The organism is Limosilactobacillus reuteri subsp. simiae (assembly GCF_020784875.1).
Lineage (GTDB): Bacteria > Bacillota > Bacilli > Lactobacillales > Lactobacillaceae > Limosilactobacillus > Limosilactobacillus reuteri_H.
This window is the reverse complement of the sequence record NZ_JAJGUI010000107.1, coordinates 20628-34660: the sequence shown is the minus strand read 5'-3', so window position 1 is coordinate 34660 and position 14033 is coordinate 20628. Positions and strand designations below refer to the sequence as shown.

The window sequence follows — 14033 nt, the reverse complement described above, 5'->3', positions numbered from 1 at the left end:
TTTAACGCAAAAAGGAGTACAGAGGGAATTTACCATTAGCGGTTTATTCCTTCTGTACTCCTTTATTAATTCATTTATTTAAAATAGCCTTTAAATGCAGCAAAGATTCCCTTTTTATTTCCAGTTTTATCATCATCGTTCGACTTAATTTGTTCGATTGTTGATTCTGTCTCACTGTTGCCATGAGGGGTTACTGCTACTAACTTCTTTAAGGTAATAGTATAGGTCTGTTCTCCAGCCGCAAAATGATGATCGGCAGGGAAACTATTCTCATCAAGCACATATCCCTCATCTTCAAATGACTTAATTTGTGGAGTTGGATCGTAGTTAAATTCTTCACCGGTTACCCCAGTAAGTTCCTCGGATGTTAATTCTGCACCAGTTTGATCAATAAATTTAACCAGAATTTTAGCTGGTTGTGGAGTGTAACTGATTTTTTCATTTCGATCGCTCGCATTTTCATCAACCTGTTCAGCTGGAATAGCAGGTGCATTATACCCCGCGATTGGTGCTGGAATATATTCAGGGATCACTCCTTTGCTCCACTCTTGCCAAATGTCACTACCAAGCACTTCATCATGAACGCCAAAACGAGTAGCAATTGCTTCCTGAGTTACAACTTGTTGTGTTTTATCAGGCATTGTAATCTGAATAGTTCGCGTTACGTGATGTTCCTTCTTTAGGGGAATAGTTTGGTGAGTGAGGTAAACAAAATATTGTTGTTCTGGACTACCAGCAAAGTACTTACCCTTTAATGCCCCTTTGTCAGCCTTAAACAATTCATACCCGGCATCTTCAAAATTCCATAGTTCATTACTATATGTTTGTCCTTCTGCAACATTTAATCTTTGGGTCCGATTATCAATAATCCGCCCAGAAGAAGGCTTGACAATTGGTAATCGATTATCTGGGACATCAACATAAAAGACGGTAATTTGTTGTGTCTGTAAATCTTGTTTACTAATAAAAACCTTATATTCTTTTTCTTGATCACTGTCTTCAGCCATTAAACGAGCATTTTGCGGTAATTCATTATCAACAATCACGTATCCTTCATCAGCAAGACGGTCTGTTTCAACTGTTGACTTATGACTGATCAAGTCGCCAGCAAGCCCAGAAACGATTTGTTCATCAATTACATCCCCAGTTTCATCAACATATTTAATCTTGACACTAACTTGCTTTGGATGGTAGATAACATTAATATTGCTATCTTTTGACGTTAATGAAATTGGTTCAGCGTCAACGTTTTTACCTGTATATCCAGGAACATGGGGTGCGGTAACTGCGGGGAGAGTAGCTTTACTCCAATCACTCCATGTTTTTTCATTAGTCGTTTTATCAGTAATTCCAAAACGCTGAATTTTTCCAGTTTGCTTAATGATCTGCTTGGATCCATCTGGCATATTAAAAGTGATTGTCCGTGTTACTTGATGATCTTCATCGATTTTTTCAATTTTATGAATAAGATAAACATAATAATCTTTAGTTGGTTGTCCACCAACATAGGTCCCTAATTTAGCACCTTCTTCGTATTCATAAATCTCAAAGCCGTTTTCTTCACCCCAGAGTTGGTTATGATAATTTTCATCACCTTGACCGGTAAAAGTTTGGGTTTGATTTTCGAGAATCTTTCCGTCACTTGGTTGTAAATCATCTTTGGTTTTATCAGGGATATTAACCAAGTCAACATAGTAAACATTAATTGTCTGTTTATTTTCAACCATCCTTACCTTTGCCGGTGAAGTGATTAACATATCATTGTCCTCACTCCCGTTAAGGAAATAACCAATAATGACATTATAATCACCAGGAGTTGCATCTACTAATTCAGAATCATCCACAATAAATGTTTGCTCAGGACTAACCGGAAGTTCCTCATTAGTTGAGGAGAGACCGCAAACTTTTTCAATCCCGCCAAATGAATTCCAATCACCTTTTGCCTCTGCCTTAAGCGTAAATGATTTAGTAATAAGAAGTTGATGAATGACAACATAAGGAATGAAGCCAAAACTTTCAAAATCAAGATAAGTAGGTTGAACCATAAAGGCAGAGGCCTCCATTAACTTTCTCCCTGTCTTATCAACATCGACTGAAAATCCTTTTTCTTGAATCGCACCTTGAATAGCGGCCTGCTTAAAGAAGTATTGACCGCCTTGCCACATTACATTATCCCCATCAATCTCAAACGAAACTTCATCGTTAAAGTTACTGATTGCATATGGTACTTCACCCAAAGTTGGCATCATCGCTTGAACATCTTCTGGAAATACCTCATCACCGTCTTCAGTTCGGCTAAGTGCCATGAATGGGACATTTTGATAGGCATCATGGGCAAAAACAGGCGTGCTTAAGCGGAAGTTTAATTGTGACGTTGTATGCTTATTAACTGTTAAATCGTAAAAGGCATATTCATTTAAATTAAATTGCTCTTGAGTATTAATATCTTCTAGATTTGTAATCTTAAAAGGAAATTCAACACGGTAAGAACTGTTTGGCAATAAAGAACCAAATACCATAATCGCTGTTACTTTTTCCCAACTAAAGTCATCACGCTGCTTAAGAGTATCAATCGTCGAATACTCTCCTTCGTGTCCTTGATAACTATAGGTAATATCAAATCCAGGAATTACATTTCCCTTTTCATCCTTGTATTCAAGACCGTCGAATTCATTAATCCGCGCCCCATCAAGTACAACTTGTGCCGTTCCTTGTTTTCCTTCAAATGTAGGCAACGTATAGACAACTTCAACTGATTTGGTAGTTTCTGTATTATTTTTTAAATGACCATATCCACTAAAATCAGTAGCTGCGCGATAATTAACTAATGATGCCGTTTCACTCATTGAATTACGACTTACAAGCGAACGATCTTTAGCGTGGCTTTCACTATTAGTTGCCTGTAAGTAAGTCCCATGCATTAAGCCACCTAAATCATCGATTAGTTGATATTCACCTAATGCTGGATTGTTTTTTATTACCGGTTCTTGACCGTTCAATTTTTGTTGTTGAGCCGCAAAATTTGGCGCTGCTTTAAGCATTTTTTCCAATAATGGTGTTCTATTGAGTGAAGCAACGCTTGAAGCAGATTTCTCCCCTAATTTTACTTGTCCGCCAACAGTTTCAACCGGGGCAAGCTCAACACCAAGTACCTCATTTTTTTTGATCTCATCTGTATCAAGCATCTTTTTTTCTCCCCCTTAAAGACTTTTATAATTCGATAACTATTATTTAGTATTGAGTATAATATACTTCATTCTTATTTCAATACTGATAAATTATTTAGGAATATATTTTTTAATGTTTTCCACCTTTTCATCCTTGATATATCAATATTTTTCCACCGTTAATGATGATAGAAAAAGAACAAAAGAATAATTTTTCATATGAAAAAATTATCTTTTGTTCTTTTAAAAATAGTTTATTCTTTTATCATTAGATATTTGATTACGAATAGAAATTACTATTGCGGACCATCGCTAACATAGCCATTATTTTCTTGACTATAGGCAGGAGTACTTGGTTCTTGCGCAGGAGCAGTCGGCGTACTGCTACCAGAGGTCCTATTTCCACCGCCATTGCTACTATATCGTGGACGAGAAGTATTGTAGTTTCTTGATGAGCTTCCTCCATTATTCGATGAAGCTGCTGTCGTGCTGTTTGAACTTTCGCTGTTACTTTGCGCCGTGGAAGCAGTCGAGCTTGAAGACGAGGAAACTGTACTACTACTTGCTGAGGAAGCGACTGAAGAAGAACTAGAACTTACCGAACTGCTACTTGATGAACTTTCTTGGGTATTATCGTTGCCCTTAACCTTTAACTGCTTGGTCACCTTTTGATCACCGCGTTCTGCAATAATATCATAAGTGCCAGCTACATCAAATGTATAAGTATGGTTAACTAATGATTCGCCCTTACTTGCTTTAAACGTCTTAACAATCTCTTTGCTCTTATGTCCCCGGATTGTCAAAGTAGTTTGTGGAGAAACCTTAAACTTAACTTTTGCTTCTCCATTATCATTTAAAGTAACTTTCCGATCAAACTGAACTGAGACCTTTCCCAAATTATCACTGTCGGAAGCAGCGTATTCAACATTTTCGGTCTTATCAGTTTGAGCTGGCTTTGCTTCTTGGCGATGTGAATGAATGCTACCAAAAACTATTCCCCCAACACAAATTACCAAGACAGCGACCAATGTCCAGTTAAAAAAGACACGGCCCCCACTTACGAAATTATTACCGTTGCGGTTTTTCCGTAACTGAGAAAAATATTGAGCAGCTAAAATAATAATCGCAATAACTGCTAATACTATCATTAAATTCATTACTCGCATAATTAACTCACCAAATCCATCCTATTCTTTTTCTATTTACACAAATCCATCATAGCATCAATTAAACCTTTTCTTAACGCTTTTACTAAATTTGTAATATAAATAAAAAAGTCTGTTACTAAATGAGTAACAGACTCAATCATATTCACCCGCACGGGGATCGAACCCGTAACTCCGCCTTGAGAGGGCGACGTCTTAACCAATTTGACCAGCGGGCAATAACGTACAAATAAAAGTATACGTTAATTTTAATTTTTCGTCAACTTAAAATCAAATTAATTTAATATTCATTTTCAGTGTCAAGTAAAATTGATTCAGCCAATAGAATTTCGTTGTAGAGCTCAAAAAGATAGTCACGACGATTCTCCTTTTGAGATACCATATCAAGGTACTGTCTTTCTGCCCGGAATGCCCATAATAAGGCTCGTTGCTCCAGTTCCTTTTCCTGCTCATTGAACTCTGGGTAGCGGCTTGCTTTAGCCCATTGATGCCAAAAGTCTGTGAATGAATTGGCACTCTTTTGATCCCGCAAATCATAAACGACACTTTCTCTAATGTTTTCTGGAAGGTATATCTTTTCTACTGCTTTCAATCCCTCTTTAACCATTTCTTGCCGTAAACGCTGAACTTGTTTGCCGGCCTCCTTCCTTGACATATCATGGTTAAGAATAAAGCGAAATACGATTGAAGGCACCACCATACTCAAAATAATAACAAGCATTTCTGCCAACACAATCATATCAAACTGTGCAGAGCTTACATTGTTAATAATCATATATACTAAGGCAAGTGTTACTGCGCCATGGACTCCCCCAAGAGCAAAAATTATACTTCCTTTATTACCCATCTTTGACAATAGTCCATAGAGATAACGAACAAGGAGATTAGTAATATAAAGTAAAATCCCAATCACAATCCATTGCGAATTTGTATTCCCAATAATCAAGTCATCGCGAATGATCCTGACAACCAATAATCCTAAAATAACGAAAATGGTATTATTTAAGAGTTCCCGCAGCAACCTTAAAAGCACTAGCCCATTATGAAATTGCCGGGGTGTTATAAAGCGACTTCGGATACTTTCACTATTCTGCATTAAACCTGCACAAACCACGGCAATAATCCCAGATACTTTTAATTCTTCAGCTATAAAGTAAATAAAGAATGGCGTACTAACAAATAATAATATTTGCGCATTATAAGCATCATGGTTAATTCGCCCTAAAAATTGACGAAAACTGATCATTACAAGAGCTGCCATAATGCCAATAATTATCCCGCCACCAGCTGAACGCAAAAAGTCAAAAAACGTTTGTTGATAGTTGAACTGTCCGTTTTTTACCCACAGTGCCATTGCAGTAACCAGGATAATACCAGAAGCATCATTAAATAATGACTCCATTTTTAGAATATTTTCTTGTCTTTCAGGGACAATCAACCCTTCCGAAACAGATTCGGTTGCAGTAGCGTCAGTTGGTGTACTTAAAGCGCCCATCAGAAATGCCAGGGCTAGCGGAATTCCCAAAAGCGATACACTAAAACCTGCAAATACCGTTCCGACAATTACTAAAAGAACAGCCGTCTCAAGGATTTGTCGCAATCTTTTTCCAATCAGATTAATTCTCGTTGATTGCCCCTCAAAATAAATCAGTGGAGCTACTATATACATAAATACTTCTGTGTGGAAAGGAAGAATCCGACCATTCAAAAAAGGAACTAAGCCAATAATTAGGCCGACGAAAATACTAATATAATTAATTGAGAAGTGCGGAAAGAAGCTGGAAATAATACTACTTAAAACTGCCGCTACCATTAAAACAATCGTTGAAACAAGCACTACAAAACTCTCCCTTTATAGCAAATAAGCTGTGACACCTTTTGTCGCAGCTTAAATCGCATTATTCAAATGATAATTCTAATAAATATACTTTCTTTTCTGGAATATGACAGGTCGTTGCCCAAACATCATGGTAATTTTTCTTTGTTCCATTGGTCATTGAAAAATAACTATCAAGAAGGTCGCCATTCTTTGCCACAAAATCATTTGACAAACGATTAACCATAAAACGATCAACAGGAAAATAAAATGAAGCATCGGCTATCTTTAAGGAGTCATCAAAAAGAATCAGAACCGTATTAGTATAACGTGGTTTAATGCTTTTGATTAACTCTGGATGATGCTTTAGTTTTGTTAAAACATAATAAATTGAATCAGAATTACTAGCCATATTCGTCCCCTCACTTGACTGTAATTATAACAAATAACTTTTTTATCAACAAAAGACCTGCTAGCTAATCTAGCAGGCCTTTTGTTAGAAGTTGGGCATACTGGTCTCGAACCAGTAAATTATGGATTCAGAGTCCACTGCCTTACCAGTTTGGCGAATGCCCAATAAAATAAACTTACAACGATATATACTATACATGGAAGTGGCTTAATAGTCAACTCTTTTTTATCATTTCTCTTCAGCACGTAATCGTTGGTGTTGACGGACACAACGCCATTTTGTAATCAAATCGATAACGGGATGTTTTTTAGAGTCACACCAATAATCAACATCGGACCAAATTTGTTTTTGCGTCCATTTGTCATAATCATGATGTAAGAAATTATAGTTTTTTAAGGCTGACTGCTTTTTCCAGATAGTTGCCATTATAAATTGGCTTCGTGTCCGTTGCACAGTTTTTTTAACCTGTGCCGGATCAACTGCTTCTACCCCTATTACTTTTGCCGTTCCAATTGGCGGAATGGGCTGACCACTTGGCAAGTATGGCGCTAAGGGAACATTGATCAATGCATCAAGAATCACCTCTTGCCAATCTTCTCGTGTCTCATAACGATGCACTAACCCCGGCTCAACATCATTAGCAATTAAATAATCACATGTTTTTCCCCAGCTTAGTTGAGTGTGAACCAAAAATGCTGTTGCCATTTTAAATACTCCTCCATCACTTTTATTAATATTTTACCGCAAAATCCTTTTACTTTGTGCAAAATATAACAAAAAAAGAAGCTAAGAATTATATTCCTTAACTCCTTACTATCCTATTTAAGCTTGAACAACATTCTCTCCCGCAATCTTAGTTCTATTTAGCAACAAGGAAGAACTAACAACAGAGACAGAACTAAAGGCCATTGCTAGACCGGCAAGCTCCGGACTAAGAGTAAAGCCCATAAATGCAAATAGCCCTGCAGCAATTGGAATACCAATGACATTATAAATGAGCGCCCAGAAGAGATTTAATTTAATCCGGTTAAAGGTCTTCTTAGAAATATCAAGTGCTCGCACAACTCCTCGTAAATCATTTTGAACGAGGACAATTCCACCAGAGTCAATTGCAATATCAGTTCCGGATCCCATCGCAATTCCAACATCAGCTGTCGATAACGCAGGAGCATCATTAATTCCATCACCAACAAAGGCGACTTTTTTCCCCTTGTCCTGAAGTTCCTTAATTTGTTGAGCCTTATCATTCGGCATTACCTCAGCAATTACTCTATCGATACCAACTTCATCAGCGATTGCTTGAGCTACCCGGTTATTATCACCAGTTAACATCACAGTCATTAATCCACGCGCCTTTAGCTCCTTAATTGCATCTTTTGAACTCGGCTTCGGAACATCTTGAATAGCAACTAAGCCGATTATTTCCCCATCAAGGCCAACATAAACAACTGTTTTAGCTTCGTTCTGTAATTTTTCAGCACGTGATGCCATTTCCCGGGAAATATTCACATCAACCAAAAGCCGATTGCTACCAACAAATGCTACTTGACCATTATAATTTGCGCGCACACCCTTACCTTCAATTGCTTCAAATTTCTCTACCTTTACTGGTGAGATTTCTTTATCTTTCGCTTTTTGAAGGATTGCTGATGCTAACGGGTGCTCAGATGATTCCTCAAGACTAGCAGCTATTGTTAATGCTTTTTTAGCATCTCCAACAATATCGGTTACAACCGGTTTGCCGACTGTAATTGTCCCCGTTTTATCGAACACAACAGTATCAATATTGCTTACTTCTTGGAGAACTTCACCATTCTTAATAAGAACACCCATCTTGGCACTTCTTGCAGTTCCAACCATTAATGCCGTTGGGGTTGCTAAACCTAATGCACACGGACAAGCAATCACAATTACTGAAACAGCAAATAATAATGCTTGAACAAATGTTGCACCAACAAAGGAATACCAAATCATAAAGGTTAGAATGGCAACTATCATTACTGCTGGAACAAAAATATTTGAAATTTTATCTGTTAAGTTCTGAATAGGAGCATGACTGGTTTGCGCCTTTTTTACTAAGTCAACAATTTGGGCGAGCATTGTATCGGATCCAACCTTTGTGGCCTTAAACGTAATCGTCCCATTATTATTAATTGTTGAACCAACAACAGTATCGCCAACTTTTTTCATTACTGGCATACTTTCACCAGTAACCATTGACTCATCCAAGGAAGTTACCCCTTCTAGAATTGTTCCATCGACGGGTACTTTTTCACCAGGCTTGACCCGAATAAGGTCACCAACTTGGACTTGATCAAGTGGTACTTTGACAAATTTACCATCTTTTAAGACCTCAGCATCTTTTGCTTGAAGGCCCATCAATTTACCAAGAGCATTGGAAGCATTGTTATGCATCTTCTCTTCCATCGCATCCCCCAGCAAAACAAATACAGTAACAAAAGCAGCACTTTCAAAGTAAACCGCCCTATCAGTTATCATTGCAAAAATACTATAAAAATAAGCGACAGCTGTTCCTGTGGCGACCAAGGTATTCATATTTGCACTATGTTTCTTAAATGCAGCGATCGCACTTTTCCAATATGGAAATGCTGAAATTGCCATAATAATAGTGGTAGTAATTAATGCTATCCAATTATAGGCAGGCATCATCCAGTGAAAAGGCATCGCAAACATTTGTATTAACATTGGGATTGATAATACAAATGAAATCCAAAATCGCTGAATGTTTGTGAACTTCATTACTTTACAACAACCTTTCCATGAAACATATCCATTCCACAAGCGTAGTTATAGGTTCCCGGCTTGTCAGTTGGAATATCAACAGTAACTTCTTTTTTACCGTCTAACTTCTCATCAATACCAAGTTCCTTAAAGACGACTTCATTCATACATCCCATGTTATCAGAAGGGATAAATTTTAATTGCGCTGGCTTTCCTTGTTTGAAAGTAACCGTTTCTGGTTTGTAGCCATGATTTTCTGCATTAACAACAACTTTTTTAGTTTGATCTTTTGAAAAAATACTCATTATTTAACAATCACCTTTCCATGAAACATATCCATCCCACAAGCAAAATTAAAAGTCTGGGCTTTATCTGTTGGAATATTAATCGTCGTAATCTTTTGCTTTGTTAAGTCCTTATTAACTCCTAGCTGTTCAAATACTACATGTGATAAACAAGCCGTCGAGTCATGCATATCAAAGTTAACTTGAGCCGGAATTCCCTTTTTCAAGATAACGGTTGATGGAGAATAACCACCATTAACGACAATTGTTGCAGTTTGTTCATCATTAACAATAGTTGACTTTCCCGCCGACTCTGTATGTTTTCCAAAGAACCACCAAACAATAAATGCAATTAAAATCAGTGCAATAACTATAGCGGCAATTCTCAATATTTCCACCTTCTTTTAGTTTACAACTGTAATCATATTATAGGTACAGCATACTATTAAAGTTTACAATTGTCAACAATAAAGAAAAAATATTAAATAATGGACGTTTTACTCTTTTTTAATTAGAATTTGAATACTAGGGGGTGTGACTGATTAAGAAGTCTAATTTCTTATTAACCTTATTTTATTTATTACTCTTTGGCGGAATCATTTGGTTTTATCAAAATAATTCTACCTTTCAAGAACAATTTAATATCGGCATTCATAATGCACAAGTGCTTACTCAATCGTGGTTACACCGAATAACTGGTAAAGAAGTTGCAACCCCAACTAAACAAAATGCTGACCAGCAAACTGGGACTCAAGATACACCTGCTGATGCACGCTGGGAACAAAATACTGCAACGATCTATATTAATATCAGTAATCCAGTATTAAAGAATGCAACAGAAACCGCAATTGCCCAATGGAATAACACGAAAGCATTCACATTTAAAGTCGTTAATGATAAGAATGCAAATATTAGTGTTTCCGCTGTTAATGATCCAAATAATGGGGCAGCGGGGCTTACCAATACAAGCATGAATTCCGCAACCGGATATTATCTGCACGCAACAGTAGAACTAAATTCTTACTACCTATTGAATCCTGCCTTTGGATACTCACAAGAACGAATCGTAAATACTGCTGAACACGAATTAGGGCATGCAATTGGTCTACAGCACACGAACAAGATTTCTGTGATGCAGCCAGCTGGATCATATTATCCCATTCAATCACGGGATATACAGGCTGTAAAGGCTTTATATTCACGAACTCCACAACCAATCATTGCTGAAGATAATTCCAACAGGTAGTCATAATTAAAAGGTCGAGCTCACTTTTCATAGAATTGGTATGGTAAAATAAAATAGCAAATCTAATTGGAAAGAGTATTTTTATGTCAAATAAAAAAGTTTTAGGTACGGCGATGATTATTACTGCCTGTACCTTTTGGGGTATTTCAGGGCTTTTTGCAAAGGCCCTTTTTAATGTTAGTAGTTCGATTACATCGATGTGGTTAACGCAGGTTCGAATGGTTTCAGCTGGAATTATTTTAGTCTTATTAAGTCAAATTCGTGGCGAGCATCCCTTTCAAATTTTTAAGGACCTTCACTCTGCATGGATTATCTTTGCATATGGTGTTTTTGGGTTAGTTCCGGTTCAGTACGCTTACTTTATGGCTGTCCAATATGGGAATGCTTCGATCGCAACTATTCTTCAATTTATCGGGCCCTTTTTTATCATTGCTTATCAAGCTGTATTTCGACACCTGCCACCACGACGAATTGAAATTATTAGTGCAATTATCGCCTTTTTAGGTGTTTTTATTATCGCAACTCATGGTCGATTTAACCATTTAGCAATGACGCTTAGTGTTTTAATATGGGGATTAATTTCTGCAATTGGTGTTGCAACGAATACCTTAATTCCACAAAATATGCTTCGCGAAGGTCGGGTTCCCTCATTAATTATTACAGGATGGGGGCTACTATTTGCTGGATTAACCTTAGTGCTTATTCACCCTAGTCAGCCTCATATCCCCAACATTCCCTCAGTTTGGTTATATGTGTTAGGTATTCTAGTAATTGGGACCTTAATTCCCTTTCAGCTAGCTAATAATTCATTAAAATATATCGATGCAACTACATTTAGTTTAATGGATGCATTCGAACCTTTATCAGCAACAATCGGTTCAGTCCTGATTTTTCATTTACAAATGACGGGTGCAGATATTCTTGGGTCGATTTTAGTTATTGTTGCAGTACTTGCGATTAATATTCGTATTCCACAGAAAAAGTTAAAGAGTAACTAAAAAAAGCGAGGCTGGGAGAAAACTTTTGTTTTCTCTCAGCCTCAACTACTTTTATGAACAATAGAAAGATAACGTGGAACTAGCTTCGCGTCGAAAAACAAAGTCACAAGTGCCTTCTGTCTCGCTCCCTCTTCTTTTTAGTTATCACGAATAACTGTCCCGACTTTACCGGCAAGAGCATCATCAAGACCATCTAATGAAGTAATTAATGCTTCTCGTTCTGGATGACCTTCAACAAATGAAAGACATGCTTCAATCTTAGGTAGCATACTACCAGCAGCAAATTGTCCTTCCTTCATGTATTTCTGAGCTTCTGCAACGTTTAATGTCTTAAGAGCTTTTTCATCTGGCTTACCATAGTTAACATAAACATGATCAACGGCAGTTAAAATAATCAACTTATCAGCATCGATCTTGTCGGCTAACAATGCACTTGAACGGTCCTTATCAATAACCGCTGGAACTCCTTCAAGTCCTTTATCAGTGATGATTACAGGTACACCACCACCACCACCGGCAATAACAAGCTTATCAGCGTCAATCAATGTTTTAATGCTATCAAGCTCCATAATCTTCATTGGTAGTGGAGAAGGAACGACTTGACGATATCCACGTCCCGCATCTTCTTTAAAAGTGTAGCCCTTTTCTTTGGCGATTTCATCAGCTTGTTCTTTAGTGTAGAAGTCACCAACTGGCTTTGATGGATTTTCAAAAGCAGGATCATTAGGGTCAACTGCAATTTGCGTTACAATTGTTGCCACACTCTTATTCATCCAACGGTGGTGTAATTCATTTTCTAAACTTTGTTGTAAATGATAGCCAATATAACCTTGACTCATTGCACCACATTCTGGGAAAGGAAAAGCAGCAGTCTTGCCGTGTTCAGCAGCAAAATTCATCCCTAAATTAATGGCACCCACTTGTGGACCATTACCGTGACTAATAACTACTTGATTTCCTGCAGCAATTAACCCAATTAATGAGGAAGCAGTATTCTTTACTAACTTTAATTGTTCTTCAGGTGATTTGCCTAATGCATTTCCCCCTAAAGCAACTACTACTTTAGCCATGGCAAATGCCTCCTAATTAGTTTTGTTCACCCAAAGTTGCAACCATTACAGCCTTGATAGTGTGCATCCGGTTTTCGGCTTCACGGAAGACAACTGAATGTTCACTTTCGAATACTTCGTCAGTAACTTCCATTTCCTTTAAGCCAAACTTCTTTTCAATTTCCTTACCAACTTCAGTGTCGAGGTTGTGGAATGCAGGAAGACAGTGTTCAAAGAGAACATTAGGGTTTTCAGTAGCCTTCATAACATCCATTGTTACTTGGTAAGGCTTAAGAAGGTTGATCCGCTTTTCCCACATATCATCAGATTCACCCATTGATACCCAAACATCAGCATAGATTACGTCCATACCTTTGACACCTTCTTTGATGTCATTAGTAACAACAATCTTAGCACCAGTCTTGGCAGCAATTTCATTAGCCTTATCTAGAGTTTCCTTAGTTGGTTCCAATTCCTTAGGAGTAACAACGTGGTATTCCATCCCCATTACAGCGGCACCAAGCATCAATGCATTTGAAACATTGTCTTGACCGTCACCTACAAAGGCAAACTTGATGTCCTTGTAAGGCTTCTTCAATACTTCGTGAGCGGTTAAGAAGTCAGCAAGTACTTGTGTTGGGTGGTCTTCGTCAGTTAAACCATTCCAAACTGGTACACCAGAGTACTTAGCTAAAATTTCAACATTGCGTTGTGAGAATCCACGGTATTCGATACCATCAAACATTCCACCAAGAACTCGTGCAGTATCCTTAACAGATTCCTTGTGACCGATGTGTGAACCTGATGGGCCAAGGTAAGTTACATGAGCACCTTCATCCTTAGCACCAACTTCAAAAGAACAACGAGTACGAGTAGAACTCTTTTCAAAAATTAAAGCAATGTTCTTACCTTCAAGATTCTTGCCTTCATAACCAGCATATTTTGCCTTCTTTAAATCTTCAGCAAGATCAAGCATGTATTCCATTTCCCGAGTGTTAAAATCTGCAAGAGTTAAGAAACTACGATTACGTAAATTAAAAGCCATTTTTATTTCCTCCTAAGGTCTTAATACAAGTACTATAATAGGCTAAAGTTTCATAATGCTTCAAAAAGATTCCATAAATAATAGAAAAAATTCAGCGTTTTTTTTGCA

At 37.5% G+C, this 14033-nt stretch carries 12 protein-coding genes and 2 tRNA genes; 2 read left to right on the top strand and 12 right to left on the bottom strand.

The features are described from left to right. Positions 1-74: 74 nt before the first annotated feature. From LMC10_RS06465 to LMC10_RS06420, 10 genes are all read right to left on the bottom strand, one after another. Positions 75-3185 carry a mucin-binding protein gene (locus LMC10_RS06465; RefSeq protein ID WP_229269267.1) on the bottom strand — a complete coding sequence of 1037 codons (3111 nt, stop codon included), beginning with the start codon at positions 3183-3185 and terminating at the stop codon, positions 75-77. Between the two features lie 278 nt (positions 3186-3463). Further along, positions 3464-4333, bottom strand: coding sequence for a hypothetical protein (locus LMC10_RS06460; RefSeq protein WP_229269266.1), 870 nt, complete (start codon positions 4331-4333; stop codon positions 3464-3466). Positions 4334-4478: 145 nt separating this feature from the next. Then, positions 4479-4551 (bottom strand) — tRNA-Glu (locus LMC10_RS06455). 62 nt (positions 4552-4613) lie between these two features. Further along, positions 4614-6170 (bottom strand): cation:proton antiporter, encoded by a 1557-nt coding sequence (locus tag LMC10_RS06450; protein WP_229269265.1) that lies wholly within the window; start codon positions 6168-6170, stop codon positions 4614-4616. Between the two features lie 61 nt (positions 6171-6231). Further along, positions 6232-6561: a hypothetical protein gene (locus tag LMC10_RS06445; protein ID WP_229269264.1), complete on the bottom strand. Its 330-nt coding sequence runs from the start codon at positions 6559-6561 to the stop codon at positions 6232-6234. Positions 6562-6652: 91 nt separating this feature from the next. Continuing rightward, a tRNA-Gln gene (locus LMC10_RS06440) sits at positions 6653-6725 on the bottom strand. A 64-nt stretch (positions 6726-6789) separates the two neighbouring features. Continuing rightward, complete coding sequence (locus LMC10_RS06435) at positions 6790-7266, bottom strand: DUF7679 family protein (protein ID WP_229269263.1); 477 nt, start codon at positions 7264-7266, stop codon at positions 6790-6792. Between the two features lie 117 nt (positions 7267-7383). Beyond that, positions 7384-9321 carry a copper-translocating P-type ATPase gene (locus LMC10_RS06430; protein ID WP_229269262.1) on the bottom strand — a complete coding sequence of 646 codons (1938 nt, stop codon included), beginning with the start codon at positions 9319-9321 and terminating at the stop codon, positions 7384-7386. Beyond that, positions 9321-9608 carry a cupredoxin domain-containing protein gene (locus tag LMC10_RS06425; RefSeq protein WP_003667520.1) on the bottom strand — a complete coding sequence of 96 codons (288 nt, stop codon included), beginning with the start codon at positions 9606-9608 and terminating at the stop codon, positions 9321-9323. The genes LMC10_RS06430 and LMC10_RS06425 overlap by 1 nt, the downstream gene beginning before the upstream one ends. Then, on the bottom strand, positions 9608-9985 hold the full coding sequence (locus tag LMC10_RS06420; protein WP_134907007.1) for a cupredoxin domain-containing protein: 378 nt from the start codon (positions 9983-9985) through the stop codon (positions 9608-9610). Before LMC10_RS06420 ends, LMC10_RS06425 begins: the two co-directional genes overlap by 1 nt. Positions 9986-10251: 266 nt before the next feature. Here LMC10_RS06420 and LMC10_RS06415 point away from each other — a divergent pair, with 266 nt between their 5' ends. Together LMC10_RS06415 and LMC10_RS06410 are read left to right on the top strand one after the other, a co-directional pair. Next, a complete protein-coding gene (locus LMC10_RS06415; RefSeq protein ID WP_228341836.1) occupies positions 10252-10833 on the top strand; it encodes a matrixin family metalloprotease in 582 nt (193 codons plus the stop codon). 83 nt (positions 10834-10916) lie between these two features. Beyond that, a complete protein-coding gene (locus LMC10_RS06410; RefSeq protein ID WP_228341837.1) occupies positions 10917-11831 on the top strand; it encodes a DMT family transporter in 915 nt (304 codons plus the stop codon). A gap of 137 nt (positions 11832-11968) precedes the next feature. On the opposite strand, the gene arcC is transcribed toward LMC10_RS06410, so the two are convergent. After that, on the bottom strand, positions 11969-12901 hold the full coding sequence (gene arcC, locus LMC10_RS06405) for a carbamate kinase (protein ID WP_153702677.1): 933 nt from the start codon (positions 12899-12901) through the stop codon (positions 11969-11971). 16 nt (positions 12902-12917) lie between these two features. Further along, positions 12918-13925: an ornithine carbamoyltransferase gene (gene argF, locus LMC10_RS06400; protein WP_003670402.1), complete on the bottom strand. Its 1008-nt coding sequence runs from the start codon at positions 13923-13925 to the stop codon at positions 12918-12920. Positions 13926-14033 lie beyond the last annotated feature (108 nt).